The sequence below is a fragment of the Paraprevotella xylaniphila YIT 11841 genome (genome assembly GCF_900683745.1).
GTDB classification, from domain to species: Bacteria; Bacteroidota; Bacteroidia; order Bacteroidales; family Bacteroidaceae; genus Paraprevotella; species Paraprevotella xylaniphila.
Genome location: NZ_LR215980.1, coordinates 2183171 through 2201208 on the forward strand (window position 1 = coordinate 2183171; position 18038 = coordinate 2201208).

Sequence of the window (18038 nt, forward strand, 5' to 3'; positions counted from 1 at the left end):
TCTATTCCTTATTTGGTTAAGATTTCATCGACAACTTTAAGCGAGTTTTCAGTCACAACCATAACGTCCGCGTTCAATACCTTATAAGTATTCAGCGCAGCCGCAGTCATAACATTAACACGTTCGATGTTACGAGCTGACAAATATACGTTTTTATTTGCACCCGGTAAAACGAACAAGGCTTTCTTGCCACCAACTTTAAGATTATTTATAATTTCTATAAATTGCTTAGTCTTCGGAACTTCCATAGTAAAGTCCTCAACCACCACAATTGCATTCTCTTTCGCCTTGTAAGACAGAGCCGACTTACGAGCCAAAACCTTAACCTTCTTATTCAATTTGAAACCGTAATCACGAGGCTTAGGACCGAATACACGACCACCACCTACCAATACGGGAGAGTTGATATCACCGCGACGGGCACCGCCACCACCTTTTTGGCGACCCAACTTACGGGTAGAACCGCTCACTTCACTTCTTTCCTTTGACTTAGCCGTACCCTGACGTTGGTTAGCCAAATATTGCTTTACGTCAAGGTAAATCACATGGTCATTAGGCTCGATATTGAAGATAGAATCATTCAGAAGAACTTTTCTTCCGGTATCTTCACCCTTGATATTTAATACACTAACTTCCATTATTTTTCAATTATTACGATTGAACCTTTGTAACCGGGCACTGAACCTTTAATAAGAAGCAGATTGTGTTCCGGAATTACTTTTAACACTTGCAAATTTTGTGCAGTTACACGCTCGTTTCCCATCTGACCGCCCATACGCAAGCCTTTGAATACTTTAGCGGGATAAGAACAAGCTCCGATAGAACCGGGCTTACGGGCACGGTTGTGCTGACCATGAGTAGTCTGACCTACACCACCGAAACCGTGACGTTTAACTACACCTTGGAAGCCTTTACCTTTTGAAGTTCCGATTACATCTACATAAACGGTCCCTTCAAACATGTCTACCGTAACGGTGTCACCTAAATTCAACTCTTGTTCGAAACCTGTGAACTCGGCCAAGTGTCTCTTGGGAGTAGTACCTGCTTTCTTGAAGTGTCCCATAAGAGAAGCCGTCGTATTCTTCTCCTTAGCTTCCTGGAAGCCGAGTTGAACAGCAGCATAACCGTCTTTTTCTACACTCTTAATCTGAGTTACTACACAAGGACCAACTTCGATAACAGTGCATGGAACATTCTTACCATCGGCACTGAATACGGATGTCATTCCGATTTTCTTTCCTAATAATCCTGGCATTTCAGTTAATTTTTAATAGTACTAAACTTTAATTTCTACTTCTACACCGCTTGGCAACTCAAGCTTCATCAATGCATCCACAGTCTTAGCAGTAGAACTGTAGATATCAATCAATCTCTTGTAAGAAGACAACTCGAACTGCTCACGAGATTTCTTGTTTACGAAAGTTGAACGGTTCACCGTAAAAATACGCTTGTGCGTAGGGAGAGGTATCGGACCGCTCACAATCGCACCTGTCACTTTCACTGTCTTCACAATCTTCTCAGCCGACTTGTCTACCAAGTTGTGGTCGTAAGATTTCAGTTTAATTCTGATTTTCTGACTCATTGTTTTATTAATTTAATGATTAATGAAAAGGAAAGAAGGTATACCGATTAAGAGTCATTCGCTAACCGGCACCTTCTATCCAGTTTATTGTTTTTTATACCAAATCGGTACGTCCTTTGATTTCCTCAAGTACAACCTTGGCGATAGAACTTGACACAGGAGCATGATGGTCATACGTCATGGAAGACGTAGCTCTACCAGAAGTGATCGTACGCAAAGCCGTCACGTAACCGAACATTTCTGCCAATGGCACCATTGCCTTCACTATACGAGCACCGCTACGGCTGGTATCCATACCTTCAACCTGCCCGCGACGCTTGTTCAAGTCACCAATCACATCACCCATATTTTCTTCCGGAGTCACAACTTCCAATTTCATGATAGGCTCCATCAATACGGGCTTAGCTTGAGCACAAGCGTTCCTGTAAGCCTGTAATGCACAGATTTCGAATGACAACTGGTCTGAGTCTACCGGATGGAACGAGCCGTCAAGCAACTCTACCTTCAAGCTGTCCATCGGGAACCCACCCAAAATACCGTTCTTCATTGCACTCTCGAAACCTTTCTGCACAGAAGGAATGAATTCTTTGGGAATATTACCGCCAGTCACCTTATTTTCGAACTGCAAGCCGCCCTCTTTGAAGTCTTCGTCTACCGGACCTACATTTACAATAATATCTGCAAACTTACCGCGACCACCAGACTGCTTCTTGTAAACCTCACGCAAGTTGACTGTCTTGGTAATTGCTTCCTTGTAATTCACCTGAGGTTTACCTTGGTTACATTCCACCTTAAACTCACGTTTCAAACGGTCGATAATAATATCCAAGTGCAACTCACCCATACCGGAAATTACCGTCTGCCCCGTCTGTTCATCTGTCTTCACTGTGAATGTAGGATCCTCTTCGGCCAACTTTGCCAAACCATTAGACAACTTGTCCAAGTCTTTCTGCGTTTTCGGCTCTACCGCAATACCGATAACCGGATCTGGGAAATCCATAGACTCCAATACGATAGGAGCATCCTCATCACACAAAGTATCACCCGTACGGATATCCTTGAAACCGACACCCGCACCGATATCTCCGGCACCAATCACATCAACTGGATTCTGATGATTTGAATGCATCTGGAACAAACGTGAAACACGCTCTTTCTTACCGGAACGAGAGTTATAAATATACGAACCTGCCTCAACCTTACCCGAATAAACACGGATAAATGTCAAACGACCCACATACGGATCGGTAGCAATCTTAAATGCCAAGGCCGAAGTCTTTTCGTCTTCCGACGGCTTACGATCCTCTTCAGCACCAGTATCCGGATTTGTTCCTACAACGTTCGGTGTATCCAACGGAGAAGGCAAGAAAGCACAAACATAATCCAACAACGTCTGTACGCCCTTATTCTTGAACGAAGAACCGCAAAGCATAGGAGTCACTTCCATTGCCACAGTTGCAGCACGCAAAGCCCGGAGGATTTCCTCCTCAGTAATAGTGGAAGGATCGTCGAAGTATTTGCTCATCAAATCATCGTCGAACTCAGCCACCTTCTCCAACATCTTATCTCTCCATTCTTCTGCTTCAGCCTGCAAGTCCGCAGGAATTTCCTCAACAGAATAATCCGCTCCCATTGTCTCGTCATGCCACAAGATAGCCTTCATCTTAATCAAATCGACTACCCCTTTGAAGTTTTCCTCTGCACCGATAGGAATTACAACCGGACAAGGGTTTGCACCCAAGACATCCTTCATCTGACGTACAACCTCAAAGAAGTCAGCACCAGAACGGTCCATCTTGTTGACATACCCCATACGCGGCACATTATACTTATCAGCCTGACGCCATACCGTTTCAGACTGCGGTTCAACACCACCTACGGCACAGTACGCAGCCACGGCACCATCCAACACACGCAACGAACGTTCTACCTCTGCAGTAAAATCCACGTGTCCCGGAGTATCAATCAAGTTAATTTTATATGTTTGGCCATTCCAATTCCAACGAGTTGTAGTAGCTGCTGAAGTAATAGTGATACCACGTTCCTGCTCCTGAGCCATCCAGTCCATCGTAGCGGCACCGTCGTGAACCTCACCAATCTTATGCGTAAGACCGGTGTAGAAAAGGATACGCTCCGAAGTCGTTGTCTTACCGGCATCAATATGGGCCATGATACCGATATTACGGGTCAAATGTAAATCTTGCTTTGCCATTGTTAGCTACTTTAATAAAAATTAGAATCTAAAGTGTGCGAATGCACGATTAGCCTCGGCCATACGGTGCATATCTTCCTTGCGCTTGAAAGCACCACCCTGTTCATTGTAAGCATCCATGATTTCTGCGGCCAATTTGTCCGCCATGGTTTTTCCACCACGCTTACGGGCAAAAAGAATCAAGTTCTTCATTGAGATAGACTCCTTACGTTCAGGACGGACTTCCGTCGGCACTTGGAATGTAGCACCACCCACACGACGAGACTTCACTTCCACTTGCGGAGTCACCTTATCCAAAGCGGCCTTCCAAATTTCCAATGCACTTTTTTCCTCATTGGCCATTTTAGCCTTTACTGTTTCAAGTGCTGCATAAAAAATCTCATACGAAAGATTTTTCTTGCCGTCATACATCAAATGGTTTACAAACTTAGAAACTTTAACATCGTTAAAGACAGGATCCGGAAGGATCACACGTTTTTTTGGTTTTGCTTTTCTCATTTCAAAAAGTTTTTTCAGTTTGGCTGTACTTCGATAATCTTCAACCCTCCCTCCGGAGCATTTACTCAACCTTTAGCTCAACAAACCAAAACTAATAAATAATAGATTCGTTACAATCAAATGATTTACTTCTTACCTGCTTTAGGACGCTTTGCACCATACTTGGAACGACGCTGCGTGCGGTTAGCCACACCGGCTGTATCCAAAGTACCACGTACGATGTGGTAACGAACACCCGGAAGGTCTTTCACACGACCGCCACGTACCAATACGATAGAGTGTTCCTGCAAATTATGACCTTCACCCGGAATGTAAGAGTTCACTTCCTTCATGTTAGTCAAACGCACACGAGCGACCTTACGCATCGCTGAATTAGGTTTCTTCGGTGTGGTAGTGTACACACGGACGCAAACGCCACGACGCTGAGGACAGTTGTCCAACGCCGGTGATTTGCTCTTTTCTACCAACACTGTTCTACCTTTTCTTACCAATTGTTGAATAGTAGGCATTGTTCTTGTTTTTTAAATTATATATATTGTTATTTATATGATGCAAATTCGTAAAAGTCCACATTAAGGGCTTTCAGGCCGCAAAGTTACGAATTTTATTCCAATACACAATGTGTTTTCCTCTAATTTAAAGGTTTACCCACGTACAAAGCCTCCTACGGCATAGTATTTTAACTTATTTTTCACCGAAAAAGTGTTTTTTACGGATTCAAGGCAAAAAAAGAAGGAGGACTAAGCCTCCCCCTTATTGATTTTGAATGGAGCCACCGTACGAGGTCCGCCCTGATGCATATCTATTTCTCCGAAGTTATGTTCGTACTTATTAATATTGTCCTGCAAGGCATAAAGCAGACGCTTGGCATGCTCCGGAGCCATGACGATACGGGATTTCACATTCGCCTTTGGCAATCCCGGCATCATGCACACGAAGTCTATAATCACCTCGGATGTGGAGTGTGCAATCATGGCCAAGTTTGCGTATGTTCCCTGAGCTACTTCCGGACTGATCTCTATTTGCAGCATACCTTCCTGCTGCGGTTTTTCTTCATTACTCATAATCGTTAGAATTTATATTTCATATACCTATTTATATATAGGTACAAATATAGGCATTTTCTCCCGTAACGGCAACATGCTTGCTTAAAAAACTTATGCTATTCCTTCTCCCCCAATGCACTCCTATACACCCTCCACAATTTTGGCGAATCCAAAGGAGAGCCAACCAATACCACTTTATGTTCTGGGGATATTAAAAATGTGGAATAATGTATTTGCTTGAAAACGGGATTCAATTTCATAAAGGTCTCATAGCCATAATACCTGTCCAATCCATATTGTAGCAACAGGGTATCCACAGTTGGAGACAAGCGCATGCCTTCGGGCAAGACAAATACTATATCGGCATCCAAATGCCGTTCCTCCATGTCCAAACGATACACATACCATTCATTCACCCCCATACTGCAAGGTGAACATTCACCCGTATCTGCCACCAATACCAGTATTTTTGACTTTGTGCTACGAAACAAAGGGGCATCAGGAAATTTGATCTGCCACCGGCTTACATCCTTCAACTCCTGTAATGTCCTATCCTTCTTACTGTCACAAGAACAGAGAAACAAAGCCACTATGGCAACCATAAGGCATGCCGAAAATCTACTTTTCATTGAGGTCATAAGTATATATCACATCAGGCTTATCCATATTCATTGCGTAAAATATATTATCTTCAGATAATGCATAAATATCATAAGGGACATCAAAATAAATACGACGCTTTAGTTCGCCCTCCCATGTCCATAATTGCAATTCTCGCTTACGCTCGTCCTTGCCAAGCTTATAAAATTCATCTGCACTAAAAAAGGCATTATACAACACGGCAATATATTTTGAATTCCACTTTGCTTTATAATAATTAAAATTCCGGTCATCAACATTTTGCATCGTTACATTCTTTTCATCATCGTCCAATACGATTTCAAGTAACAAATTACCCTGCAAATCATAGGAACGTATCAAATCTTTGTAAGTATAAAAATCCCAAAACTTCTGCTTTCCCACCATTCCTGCAGAAATGCTCCCATTGTAAATCGCCCTCTCTTCATTTTTCAAAGACAAATCTGGATATTCACCAAAATCAGTATACTCCCCGTCATGATATAAAAGATGTTCACCCCCCTTACCATTAGTAAATCCTGCTGTAACATAAGTTACATCATCCACCCGTATCAGTTGGTTCAATGCATCTGGGATTATTAACGGCGTACTTCCCACATACACAACTTTATTATTTTTCAAAAGGTATTCTTTCTCTACATTCATATCCAAAATAAAAAAAGAAGTATCGGTACACGCATAATAATTATCATACATATAAACCACTTCTGATTTTGCATGCCCTTTTCCTATACCAGAAAAAAGATATTCAAAATCTTTACAAGAGAAAACCGACAAAACGGCATTTCCATTTCGAGGTTCAAAAACCAATAACTTATCTTTAAATATATTTATAGCTTGAGGATACACAAGCACAGTGTCAATCAAATGTTTCCGCATTTTGCAGTGCTCTATGGGACAATCACTCAACAAGCATTTTTCCGTCCGAATCCGATTACATGCCGCAAAAAAGACCAAAGCGACAATAAAATATAATGATTTCATCTTATTATACGACTGAATATGGATGCCAATCTTATAAACTGGCATCCTTATTAAAGCTAAATTTACTTTCTACACTTTTGATGATCCGAATAGCTACGGCACTTTACAGGTTGACCACATGGCGAACATCTATTAGTAGTTTGCGTTGCATCGGGTTCACCTTCACCTTCGAAACTATTATAGCAATCTATCCTATTGAATAAATCAGTTTCACCTCCCACCGCCAACGCCTCCACGTTAGCCAATAGCAAATCACTCTCAAGCTCTTTTTCCGAATACGCACCATACGTGCGATATCCGACATAGGCCGAAAGACCTAACACTACCGCCCCTAAAATGGGAACAAGAATTTTTTTCTTCATCATTTTACTTTTTTTTATTTGTACCCACAGCACGCATGTAGTTTGCACTCCTTGCATAGACACCGTACTGTTTTCGCATAAATCTTGCCTCAAAGATAGAGACAAAAGCGACAAGTCGCTTTCTCCTATTTTACATATATTACATCAAATGTAACATTCACGTAAAATACGCATTTTTTTGCTATTCTTTCTCACTTTACCACAATTTCTGCCGCCCGTCCACCATCTCAAAGATACGGTCGTCGCTGCCGCGCGTATGGTCGCGAAGGTAAAGCAACGCGCCCCGAGGCACTTTGTAAACCAAAGAATCAGACTCCGCCGTCTGTTCGCCCAACGACTCCCAACCGGCCGCCGTGGCATAGAACAGCTCATAACGGTCGCCTGTGCGGATAAAGTTGTCACGGTTGCGCGGCATATAGACCAACTTGCCAATATGCATGGGGCGGCCGAAATCCATTCCCACCCATCCGCCGGACGGTTCACGGTAATCCATCGAAGTGTAAGGGTCACCGTCGAACACGTTGCCGAACTGGTTCACGATACGGCCTTCCGCCACGCCCGAAGGGCTGACAATACGCCCGCACAAGGCCGCCGTGTCTGCAGCAGAAACGTAGAAGGCCAACTCGGATACATTACAATGGCGCGTAGGAGGCCCGTAGTAGCGGACGTAACGGCGGGCCTCCCCTTTATCCGGCAAACATACCACATTCCTCAAACGAGGCGGACGCCCCTTAATGGCAAACAAGGTATCAGGACAGCGGAAATCCGGATGGTCCGATGCCTCGAACACACCGCCCACCATGTGGGCCTGGAAATCCTCCTTGAACTTTTGCAGCAACACGGCTTTTTGCCGTTCCTCCCCGGCACGGAAGAAGCGCACCGCCCCGGTATACTTCTCCAAAAGGAACGGCACGCCGAGCGACACCAAATGCCCTTTGCGGCAAACCACCAGGCGGAACACCACATCGCCCTGCACATTGTCGATGCGCACCGTATCGCCCTCGAAACGCCCATACCCCACGGGCACCCACGTCCCACGCGTGGCAAGGCAAAGGTAGACCGTCTCGCCCGCGTGCGGGACAAGGGCGAGGCTGTCTGCCGGAATGCGCAGGAAGCGATTGATTTTCCCGGCATAGGCTGCCGTCACGTCTTGCATCAACGGTTCGCGGAACACCGGCGGGACATCCGTCGTGTCACGCCCGCAGGCATCGCGCATCGCCCTGTTCAGGCTGAACGTCTCCCGGTAAACTTTCCCTTTCGGGTCCCAATACGTCTCGGCTTTCGCAAACTGTTTCGAGCTTTGGCCGATGGAGGCAAAATAAGTGGAATCTTCACCGTCCACCACGAAATTCCAATAATGCGCCACATTCTTGTCGCCTCGCATCAGCATCTTGTCGCATCCGCCGGGGATGCCTAAGGCACGGAATACATACGTCACCAAGTCCGTCAGTTCACGGCAGTTGCCCGAACGCCACTCCACGAGGTCTGGCCCCACCGTGATGCCCGAGGGGAACAAGCCCGTAAAATAAACCGTCCCCACAGACAAGGAATCCATCAAGGCCTGCGCCACGGCCAACACATCCGTGCTGTCTGCCGAGGCACGGATGCTGTCCAACATCGGGTTGTAGCGGTCATAGACCTCCTGCCGCCAGTCGGAAAGCGTCTCCGTCCCCATCCGGTAGGGCAGGATGAATTCCAAGAAGTCGGCAAAGTCCACGTGCCGCCCCCATGGTTGTCCGTGCCATACCTCGAAAGCCTGGTCGATGTTACGGATAAGGTAATCGGATTTAATGACATGTATGTCGTAAACCTTGTATAATGAGTCGGGACAAAATGCACCATCAACTTCAAGCAAAGAATCACGTACAAACTCAGGGCCGCGCCAAGCGCACGGCGGGAACCGCTCAAAATAACGGCGGTATTTCTCCAACTCCTTTCCCGCATAAGCATAATGGCAGGGCATATTCTCTATCAAGAACTGCGCGGCAAGGGATTTCAGGCTGTCACCACGGTAGTGATCCAACACTTGTTCCAACTCTGAACGGTTCTCGCCCGCTGCTTCCAATGCTTCTTCAAGCCGGGATTTTCCCGGATGGCAAGCTAGGAACACTGCCACGCATATCCCGGTCCACACTGCCATCCACATCTTTAGACTATTCATATTCCTTTGGGTCTTAACAAACAACATACGATACCCCAAAATTACAATTATCCCTCCAATCACACTTTCGCGTATGTTACATATATTTCTTGATATGAAACATCAGGTACTTTTTACCACATCCCATAAAACAAAAGCGCTCCTAAAATTTCCTCTTATAACAAAACGAAAGCAAAAAGTCAATTCCATCATATCTTAAGTAAGTAAGAAAGAAACTATATGACAAACGTAAAAAGTCCATCAGCAACCATCCAAAAAGATTTTTATGAATAAATATCCAGAAACATGCCAAACAAATGGATATTTCGTGCATATATGCAAATCAATCACGGCCAAACGAAAAATCATTCGGCTGAAAGCGAAAAATCGTTCGGCGCAGAATGAGGAAAAGCAGTGTGGGAAAAAGCCCAAAAACGTCCCCAAAACAGGAAAAGAAGCCCTGAAAATGGCCCGAAAAGAGCCAGAACGGACGTTTCGACATACATTTGGCAACTATCAAAAAGCTCCAGGAAACGCTATCGCGCTTTACCGGAACGGCACGCCATGCGCCCCACCCGACCGAGCTTCCGGCAAAAAGGCAGCCTAAGCCCTCATTCCCTTACAAACAGGAAACCGCAAAACCGATGAGAATCGTTTATTTTCCTCCACGCCCCACTCGTCCCCAAATGAACGATTATCAAAGGGAAGAAACTTACTTTTTGACATTCTGCCGTTTCCCTCCCCTGATGGCCTCCTCATTCATTGAAAATGCACCGCCCGTCCGGTGTGACACCCTCAGCGGATATCCGGATTTCACGGCAAGACGAATTGTTGTAAAACTCGATAATAGCCTCGCCATTCCCGTCCGTCCGCACGTCCGGGTTCCAATACAGCGTACGGCGGAAGTCCTCCGCCGGGGGCATCAGGGAATAATCCGGCATCTCGAACGTGGAAGGCACGTTGTAACCTTGGAAGTATGTGCGGCGAACGCCTTTCTCCATCCTCCGACGAGGAGAGAAATGCGTGTAGACGAATACGGTAACCACATCCTCTGCATAAGGGGGATAATGGTAAGCTACCGACGCATTGGGATTCTCCGTAATATACACGGACTTCGCTTCATCCAAGAAAAAAGGGAACAAAGCTATGGTCTCTTTCGTTCGTTCGCTTATAGGAACCTCTATAGCCATCTCCCCTCCTCCTTTTGCATATTCGTTATCCAAGATCCACACGATTGGACGCCCCTTGTAACGTCCCCATTCCACATGTTCCTTCCCAAAGGTAGGACTTTTCTCCACATCCCCTGCCTCCACTGCGGCTTCTTCAAGCGGATTTGAATCCATTTCACCGAATGCCCCTGTATAAAACGGAGTATGGCTTAAATCCACAAACTCACTCCGCTCCATGAACCAATCACAAAACAACGGGATTTCTTTCCCTTCATCCAAATACCGTTCCGTTTCCTCATCGCAGTCATAATACACGTCGGCCCAATACTGCCCGCGCTTCTCCGTAGCCCAAGCCGCACGGGCACCGTCCGTGAAACGGCGTTTGGCCTTCACGTCCACCTCGGGAAGCTTGTGAAGCCGTTCCGAAAGGGAAAGAAGGGGCAACGTGTCGAACTCCATCGTGTCCGGCAGTAAGGGCAAGTCCGACGGAAGGACCGGAAGGGCACGGCACTCGTAAGGGGACAAGCGGCGGGCCGGAGGACCGAAACGACGGTCAACCGTCAAGAGGTAACGGCTCTTGAGCTTCTTCACACCGGCCTTGAGCTGAAGGTTCCACTCCCCCCATACGTCCGGAAGCGAAAAGGCATAACGGCCCAAACTGTCTGTCAACATCTCACCGTCCGTGTAACTTCCACCGGAATACACGTAGACTTTAATCGGAATGCTATCCACCGGCAAGGACTTCTTAACCGAACGCAAATGTCCCGTGATATACAACATGTCTTCCACCGGACGCCACTCCCCCGGACTGCGCGGGCGATACCCGGACAGTTCCTCCCAGTCGTAACGCCGCCAACCCTGGACCAGCATCAACAGGTCAGACGCGCGGCGGTGCACCGAATCGTCCGACTCGAAATAATAACCCACGTCCTCGATGTAACCCTTCACTTCGGAAGACAGCAGCATCCATGACTTCACCGAAGGGCCGCGCCCGTTGAACACCGTGCCGCCGTCCATCGCCGAAAAGGAGAAGACAGAGCCGGGGACGGAACGCAGGCGGAGGCGGACCTTGCCGCAGGGCGTGAGGCGGGACGTCTCTGACATGATGCCGATCGTGTCGGAAGGGGATGGTTTAGGAAAAAGGAAAAACAAGCGTTCGCACAAGATGCGGCCGCTGCCGTCGAACACCGTCAGCTGGTTCACGCCCTCGGGGAGGCTGTCCCGAAGGTACGACTTATGGTAACCCGGGCCCACGCGGAACGTGTCGCAAGTCCATACACGGCCGTAGTTCATCAGCATGTAGCCCAACAGGCGGTCGCGGTACGACGCCGTGCCATGGACGCTGAAGCGCAAAGAATCGTCAAAACAAGGGGGGAGCTCCAATACGCAACCCTCCGAGGATGGCGCCGGCAAGGGAAATTCCTTAATATGGCCACGGGCGTCACGCAGGCGGAAACGAAGACCGTCGCAGGATGACGGGACTGTGAACACGCCACGACCCGTGCTGTCCGAGGAGCCACGGCACACCACACGCCCCGAGCCGTCCAGCAGCTCACCCTCGGCCTGCACATGACGCCCACTGCCGTCGGAGACCTGAAAGGCCACGCGGCTGCGCAAGCCCGACACCAACCGGCCGCCCTCCGGATAAAAGGACACGTTCAGGCGCGAACGGTGCAACGTGTCCACCTCGCGGAAATCAGGCAAGCGGCGGCGGTAACTGCGCTCGTCCATCACCGGATCATAAGCTCCCAGGGTGGAAGGGGCGCGGAACACCGGGAACACGCGGGAGAAACACGCCGGGCCGCCCCAGTTCGACATGTAACGGGTGAAGGCACGGACCTCATAGAAGCCCGCGCCGTAAAGGGAATCCAACGATAAGTCACCGTGCGCATGGCCCCGCCCGTCTATCTTCAGCTTCCGCCGCTGCACCACGTCGCCGCCCGGGTTCAGCAGCTCGACGTAGAGCACGCGGCTACGGACGCCGGGACGGTGCCCGTCTGCACGGACCACATAGGCCGTGAACCACATCTTCTCGCCCATGAAGTAACCCGTGTTGTCGAAATGGAGGTAGACCTTCTCCTGGACCACATGACGTGTCGTGGACACCACACGGGTCATGCATCCCAGGAGGCTGTCCAATGCAGACGGAGCGCATACCGTTTGGGCCACGACAGAAATACATCGCAAAAGAACAAAAACAAGGACTAACAACAGGGACTTCGACATGGCTTTATTTAACGCAAGACATTATACCATCTCACCAGAGTGAAATATCCGACTCTGATTCACCTGAATACCCCCAAGTGTATAAATAGCCATTTGAATCTGTAAAACTATAAGTGCCACTGCATACCAAAGTATAATACCCAGTATCTGAATCCTTCACCAAATCTATATCATCAATTGAAAAATCAGGGTTGTCCTCCGCAGAATGTACATACTCAACAGAAGTGGGTTCACCATTTTCCATCTTATAGGAATAATGAACCGTCATCGTCAAGACGGTATAACTATCTATATATTCCGAAGGCAAAGAATGCGTACATTTAAAAGTTACAGTCGCCTCATCATACTTATATGAAGGTTTTTCAGGTTCTACAGGTTTAGTACTTTCCCCTCCTTGCGGCATGCTCCTCTTCGCCAAAGTAGCCGCACCCGTCTCATCATTCAGCACAAAGCCCTCAGGGTAACCGTCATCCTGGGAACATGCGGAAAAGCCCACAAACACCAACCCGGCCAAGACAACCGGAACCAAAGCTCTCACTAACAAATTCTTCTTTTCCATATTCTAAATTGTTTTTAATCGCCTCAAATTTGCAGAAAAAGATTGGAAGCGACAACAGCAACCATGCAATCTGTTACATCTGAAAATACTTTTGATACATAAGAGAAAGTCACGTTACACGGGAATAAGGCCATACGCTCCTCAACGGACGGTTTGCCGTCCTATCTCCTCCTTAATCCGTATGACTTCGGATGAAAGGACCTTAACCTTCTTTGCCCTGATAACAGCGGAAACGGAGTCCGCCCGAAGGTTGTCACCTCTCTCTCGGTAGACATGGTACATCCCTTCCAATGGAGCAAAACGCACAGGACACATGAGGGAAGCCCAACGGTAATGGAAAAGTGCATCACCATAACGTTCCAACTGCCGACATATATCACCGGACAACAATTCCAAATTGTAGGATGCCCAATGTTTCCGGCATTCCTCCGCAGTCCTCCACGCACCAACATAACGCCCGGCATAAAACTGTTCCACTGCATAATTATATAAGAAATAGGGATTGTCCTTATAATGAAGGTACAAACGCCTGTAATGCGGCATCATCAGCCCCGACCATCCGCGAAGGGAACACTCCGACACGCGAGCCCATTCCCGTTCATGACGGAACTCACTTAAAAGTTTCAACCCCAAGATAATGGAACACAAGCACAAACCTATGGCCAAGGGCTTTTGTACGGAGACACGCCGCCAAACCGGACGGAGAAGGCTGCACAACGCAACCACTGACACCAATGCAGGCAATGGATACTTAAAAGGATAAGAAAAACAAGAGAAAAGGAACAAGGAGGACAAGGCGCAAGCGCATGCAGACGGAAAACGTTCTTTCCTACATGCCAGTCCCACAATAACACTTACAAAACAACCAAACAACACACATGGAACGGCCACACCATAATCCACCCACAGGAGTACAAACTCATTAAGCGGATGGCGTACCTCGTCGGCCAACCATGCGTACCCGCTTTCAGGATTACCGGCAAAATAACGGGCCTGTTCCCACATGTATTCCCGGCCAAAACCTCCGGTGCCATATCCCGTCCAAGGTTTCCGGGATATGAGTTCCCAACTGCGCTCCAAAATAAAAATCCGACCACTCGTGGAATCCTGCTTGTGGCACCAAACAAAAAACAGTACGGCACAACAGGCCACTCCCGCACAAATATATTTCAGCCCGGCACGAATCTTCTTCTGCATACAAAGCACAATAAGGGAGTAAGACAGAAGGCACAACAAGCCTGTACGAGAACCGGACAGCAACACGCCTAAAACGGGCAGGCACTCCTGCACACGGACGCAAATACGGGAAGACGAAAAACCACCCACGCTCTCCGACAAGTAACGAACAAAAGGAAGGCTCAAGCAGAGACACAAAGCTAAACCGGCCGGATTGTCAAACGTACCCGTAAGTCCCGCCCCCACGCGCCACTGCTGCCGACCGGACTGGAACAACACATACAAGCTTTCACACGCGGCCGCCACCGAAACGCCCCACGCAAAACACGCCCCACGCCGTACCCCCATACCGGAATCCGACACGGCGCATCCGTCATGCCCCTTCACGAACAAATACAAACCCGATTCAAGCGAGGCAAGAACAACTATCGTGGCCACCACGCCATACCATTTGGGCGAAAGGAAGCTATCGGAAAATCCCTCCATTTCCGGCAGGAAACAAACGGATGGAAGAACCACATACAAACCACGCAACAACCATGCGGCCTTATGCGCACTGAGTTCCTTGCTCCATCTTACTATACATCCCATATCCATCCCCCTCCTCATTCATTGAAAATGCACCGCCCGTCCGGTGTGACACCCTCAGCGGATATCCGGATTTCACGGCAAGACGAATTGTTGTAAAACTCGATAATAGCCTCGCCATTCCCGTCCGTCCGCACGTCCGGGTTCCAATACAGCGTGCGGCGGAAGTCCTCCGCCGGGGGCATCAGGGAATAATCCGGCATCTCGAACGTGGAAGGCACGTTGTACCCCTGGAAGTATGTGCGGCGCAAGCCGTTGACATGCCCGAAAAAAGAATGGTGGGTATAGACAAAAACCGTCACGGGCATCTGCATATTCTCGTTCCTGAAACGGATAAAGTCGCGCCACGTTGTTTGGTCCTCGGCCACATACACCGACTTCACTTCATCCAAGAACTGCGGCATCTCTACCGTCTCATGAGCATGTGAGTTACACCACACCACTTCCATCATCGGCCTTGCGGACAGTTCCTTGTGCTCGTAATCCCAATTTGGATTGGAAGGAAAACTATAATTCGCCCCCGTAATGGAATGGTAGGCGTTATCTATAATCCACACGATAGGACGGCGGTCATACGTCAGCCCGTCCTTGTAAATATTATATTCTTTGTCAATGACAACCGACCCTATTTTCATGGACTTAGCCAAGACTTCAAAGTCCTCGTCTTTTCCGGGATTATCTTCATCGGCATAATCCGGATTCCGTCCTGAGTTCGCCAATTTCAATTCCTCCACCCAATCCTCCTCCGAAGTCTCGTCACGCATCACATAAGTGTCCCCCGAAAAGTACCCGTTACGTTCCTTCAACCAGTCCTCGAAAACAGGCATCACACCTCCCTTGTCTGATATGGCATCCATGGCGGCATCACAGTCGTAATACAAAAACGCCTTCCTGCGCCCTACCGACTCGCTTTCCCATGCCACACGCGGATTCTCATACACCCAACGTTCATCCACATGCACGGTCGGCAGGAGAATATTCTTTTTTTCACGCAAAGGAGCTAACGTATCCACATCTTCAAAGCCTGAAAACTTCAACCGTCCGCCATGGCCTTCCGGTATGGGGGACATTTCTTCCCACGAATAAGCACGCGGCACCGGAGAATAGCCGCGGTGGATGCCTATCCGGTAGTCATCCTTATCCTTCTTTCCCTTAGCTTTCAGGAACAAAGACCAACGCCCCGAACAATCCGGCAAGCTGAACACGTAATGTCCCGCACTATCCGTCAAAGCTTCTCCCGTCAATGATTCTCCGACCTGATTGTAAAGGTAGGCCTTCAGTTTAAGCTCCCCGACTTTCTGCCTCCTACGTTCCGGAAAGACCTGTCCGTCCAAATACAACCGCTCTTCTATCGGTTGGGACATTTCGAACGGCTCCACTCCAGACATCACACGCCAATCGTAACGTCTCCAACCTTGTGTCAGCATCAGCATGTCGGCCGCCCTGCGGTGCGCCGCATCATCGGATTCAAAATAATACTCTGGATGCGACACATAGCCCCGCAGTTCAGAACATAGCAGCATCCACGTCCGTACGTTTCCTTCCGAACCACCGGTAGAAAACCCAACGTCTCGCGCAGAAAAGGAAAACGTAGCATTCGGGAATGCCTTCACCGACAAACGGACTTTCCCGCAAGAGGTCAACAAACCGGACTCCGTACACACGCGAATACTGTCTGCCCCCGATGATACGGGAGGGATGAATACTTGGCGTTCTGCCCATATCCGCCCGTTGCCGTCGAATATAGTGATTTGGCTTACGCCGGGATGCATGTCGGCACGACGGAAAAAAAACGTATGAGACGCACGACCTGTAAAGAATGAATGCGCAGCCACAACCGTACCCCCACTTTGCAACGTCATGCCCCATACCTGCCCTTCCAATCCCGGAGTTACAGCAACCTCCACATTTATCTTGTCCCCCGACAAGGCATTCACCCGCAAAACACAACCTTCATGCTCTGCCTTAGGAAAGAGGAATCGGAACATCCGCCTCTTGCTGTCCGTAAACACAAACGTAGCCGGAGACTCCGAAGGCGTGTAGGAAAACAAGCCGCGCCCCAAACTATCCACAGGAAATGCGAGACCGGAACTACCCTCACCGATTTCTATCCGTCCTGTCCCCAACAAAGGCATGCCCACCTTGTCCGTCAAGCAAAAGGCCACACGCCCCTCCATCCCCTGCACAAGACTGCCTCCTTCCGGATACAAGCGAAGCGTAAGGCCATGACACTCTATAGCGTATGCCCCCGTAGGCCGCACCGGAACCGGGAGTTCCTCCCCTGTTTTGGAAGTTCCTCCATGCTCCTCTTGTCCACGCATGTTAGGTATCCGGCTATGGGAAACAGAACGGTCGATGGAAGCCTTGGAGTAATCTCCGACACGCCCGGATTTCTCAAAAATGGGGAACACGCGCGAAAAACATGCGCCTGTCCCCCAATTCGTCATATATCGGGTATAAGCCCGTACTTCGTAAAAACCGGAGACCAGAAGCTTGTCCAACCGGATGTCTCCCCGTGCCTGCCCCTCCTCCATCTTGAGCTTCCGCCGCTCTACCACATCACCTGCCGCATTCAGTAGTTCCACATACAACACGCCGCTCAAATCCGTAGGTTTCTTCGTATCTGCCCTCACTACGTATGCCTTGAACCATATTGTCTCACCGATAAAATAGCCCGTATTGTCGAAATGGAGGTATACTTTTTCCTGAGGATACAATAAGTTGAACTGCTGCACCCGCGCTGCTTTCTCCAACAAAGGCAAGACATCATCACGCTCCTGTACCCGGGAAAAGCACGCTGTCCTACAAAAGATATATAGCACCATCACACCCCATAAACCATAGACACGCACCATTT

15 protein-coding genes are annotated in these 18038 nt (G+C 48.4%); all 15 read right to left on the minus strand.

Going from position 1 to position 18038, the window contains the following annotated elements; translation table 11 throughout:
* Positions 1-8: 8 nt before the first annotated feature.
* The 15 genes from rplD to E0E47_RS09480 all read right to left on the minus strand — a co-directional run bounded on the left by rplD (position 9) and on the right by E0E47_RS09480 (position 18036).
* Positions 9-638 carry a 50S ribosomal protein L4 gene (gene rplD / locus E0E47_RS09410; protein WP_008628171.1) on the minus strand — a complete coding sequence of 210 codons (630 nt, stop codon included), beginning with the start codon at positions 636-638 and terminating at the stop codon, positions 9-11.
* Positions 638-1255 carry a 50S ribosomal protein L3 gene (gene rplC / locus E0E47_RS09415; protein WP_130893540.1) on the minus strand — a complete coding sequence of 206 codons (618 nt, stop codon included), beginning with the start codon at positions 1253-1255 and terminating at the stop codon, positions 638-640. Before rplC ends, rplD begins: the two co-directional genes overlap by 1 nt.
* A 21-nt stretch (positions 1256-1276) precedes the next feature.
* Positions 1277-1582 (minus strand): 30S ribosomal protein S10, encoded by a 306-nt coding sequence (rpsJ, locus tag E0E47_RS09420; protein ID WP_008623145.1) that lies wholly within the window; start codon positions 1580-1582, stop codon positions 1277-1279.
* Between the two features lie 94 nt (positions 1583-1676).
* The gene (fusA, locus tag E0E47_RS09425) at positions 1677-3794 is read right to left on the minus strand and encodes an elongation factor G (RefSeq protein ID WP_130893541.1); all 2118 of its coding nucleotides are present in this window, start codon (positions 3792-3794) and stop codon (positions 1677-1679) included.
* Positions 3795-3815: 21 nt separating this feature from the next.
* Positions 3816-4292 (minus strand): 30S ribosomal protein S7, encoded by a 477-nt coding sequence (gene rpsG / locus E0E47_RS09430; protein ID WP_008628176.1) that lies wholly within the window; start codon positions 4290-4292, stop codon positions 3816-3818.
* Between the two features lie 125 nt (positions 4293-4417).
* Complete coding sequence (gene rpsL / locus E0E47_RS09435) at positions 4418-4801, minus strand: 30S ribosomal protein S12 (RefSeq protein WP_008628177.1); 384 nt, start codon at positions 4799-4801, stop codon at positions 4418-4420.
* A 231-nt stretch (positions 4802-5032) separates the two neighbouring features.
* Positions 5033-5356, minus strand: coding sequence for a DUF3467 domain-containing protein (locus E0E47_RS09440; RefSeq protein ID WP_008623152.1), 324 nt, complete (start codon positions 5354-5356; stop codon positions 5033-5035).
* A gap of 98 nt (positions 5357-5454) precedes the next feature.
* The gene (locus E0E47_RS09445; protein ID WP_130893542.1) at positions 5455-5967 is read right to left on the minus strand and encodes a hypothetical protein; all 513 of its coding nucleotides are present in this window, start codon (positions 5965-5967) and stop codon (positions 5455-5457) included.
* Positions 5957-6961, minus strand: a complete 1005-nt coding sequence (locus E0E47_RS09450) for a hypothetical protein (RefSeq protein ID WP_130893543.1) — start codon at positions 6959-6961, stop codon at positions 5957-5959. The genes E0E47_RS09445 and E0E47_RS09450 overlap by 11 nt, the downstream gene beginning before the upstream one ends.
* A 62-nt stretch (positions 6962-7023) precedes the next feature.
* Positions 7024-7326 carry a hypothetical protein gene (locus tag E0E47_RS09455; protein WP_197730273.1) on the minus strand — a complete coding sequence of 101 codons (303 nt, stop codon included), beginning with the start codon at positions 7324-7326 and terminating at the stop codon, positions 7024-7026.
* Between the two features lie 193 nt (positions 7327-7519).
* Positions 7520-9484, minus strand: a complete 1965-nt coding sequence (locus tag E0E47_RS09460; RefSeq protein WP_130893544.1) for a hypothetical protein — start codon at positions 9482-9484, stop codon at positions 7520-7522.
* Positions 9485-10218: 734 nt separating this feature from the next.
* A complete protein-coding gene (locus E0E47_RS09465; RefSeq protein WP_130893545.1) occupies positions 10219-12858 on the minus strand; it encodes a hypothetical protein in 2640 nt (879 codons plus the stop codon).
* A gap of 31 nt (positions 12859-12889) precedes the next feature.
* Positions 12890-13417 carry a hypothetical protein gene (locus E0E47_RS09470; protein WP_130893546.1) on the minus strand — a complete coding sequence of 176 codons (528 nt, stop codon included), beginning with the start codon at positions 13415-13417 and terminating at the stop codon, positions 12890-12892.
* 141 nt (positions 13418-13558) lie between these two features.
* Entirely contained in the window at positions 13559-15184 is a 1626-nt protein-coding gene (locus E0E47_RS09475) for an O-antigen ligase family protein (RefSeq protein WP_172604687.1), read from the minus strand.
* Positions 15185-15198: 14 nt separating this feature from the next.
* Positions 15199-18036: a hypothetical protein gene (locus E0E47_RS09480; RefSeq protein WP_130893548.1), complete on the minus strand. Its 2838-nt coding sequence runs from the start codon at positions 18034-18036 to the stop codon at positions 15199-15201.
* Positions 18037-18038: the final 2 nt, after the last annotated feature.

What these genes read in the sequence shown, in the direction of transcription:
- rplC (WP_130893540.1), bottom strand. Translation starts at nt 1,255, where the DNA reads ATGCCAGGATTATTAGGAAAGAAAATCGGAATGACATCCGTATTCAGT.
- E0E47_RS09455 (WP_197730273.1), bottom strand. Translation starts at nt 7,326, where the DNA reads ATGATGAAGAAAAAAATTCTTGTTCCCATTTTAGGGGCGGTAGTGTTA.
- rpsG (WP_008628176.1), bottom strand. Translation starts at nt 4,292, where the DNA reads ATGAGAAAAGCAAAACCAAAAAAACGTGTGATCCTTCCGGATCCTGTC.
- rplD (WP_008628171.1), bottom strand. Translation starts at nt 638, where the DNA reads ATGGAAGTTAGTGTATTAAATATCAAGGGTGAAGATACCGGAAGAAAA.
- rpsL (WP_008628177.1), bottom strand. Translation starts at nt 4,801, where the DNA reads ATGCCTACTATTCAACAATTGGTAAGAAAAGGTAGAACAGTGTTGGTA.
- E0E47_RS09445 (WP_130893542.1), bottom strand. Translation starts at nt 5,967, where the DNA reads ATGAAAAGTAGATTTTCGGCATGCCTTATGGTTGCCATAGTGGCTTTG.
- E0E47_RS09480 (WP_130893548.1), bottom strand. Translation starts at nt 18,036, where the DNA reads ATGGTGCGTGTCTATGGTTTATGGGGTGTGATGGTGCTATATATCTTT.
- fusA (WP_130893541.1), bottom strand. Translation starts at nt 3,794, where the DNA reads ATGGCAAAGCAAGATTTACATTTGACCCGTAATATCGGTATCATGGCC.
- E0E47_RS09470 (WP_130893546.1), bottom strand. Translation starts at nt 13,417, where the DNA reads ATGGAAAAGAAGAATTTGTTAGTGAGAGCTTTGGTTCCGGTTGTCTTG.
- rpsJ (WP_008623145.1), bottom strand. Translation starts at nt 1,582, where the DNA reads ATGAGTCAGAAAATCAGAATTAAACTGAAATCTTACGACCACAACTTG.
- E0E47_RS09440 (WP_008623152.1), bottom strand. Translation starts at nt 5,356, where the DNA reads ATGAGTAATGAAGAAAAACCGCAGCAGGAAGGTATGCTGCAAATAGAG.
- E0E47_RS09475 (WP_172604687.1), bottom strand. Translation starts at nt 15,184, where the DNA reads ATGGGATGTATAGTAAGATGGAGCAAGGAACTCAGTGCGCATAAGGCC.
- E0E47_RS09460 (WP_130893544.1), bottom strand. Translation starts at nt 9,484, where the DNA reads ATGAATAGTCTAAAGATGTGGATGGCAGTGTGGACCGGGATATGCGTG.
- E0E47_RS09465 (WP_130893545.1), bottom strand. Translation starts at nt 12,858, where the DNA reads ATGTCGAAGTCCCTGTTGTTAGTCCTTGTTTTTGTTCTTTTGCGATGT.
- E0E47_RS09450 (WP_130893543.1), bottom strand. Translation starts at nt 6,961, where the DNA reads ATGAAATCATTATATTTTATTGTCGCTTTGGTCTTTTTTGCGGCATGT.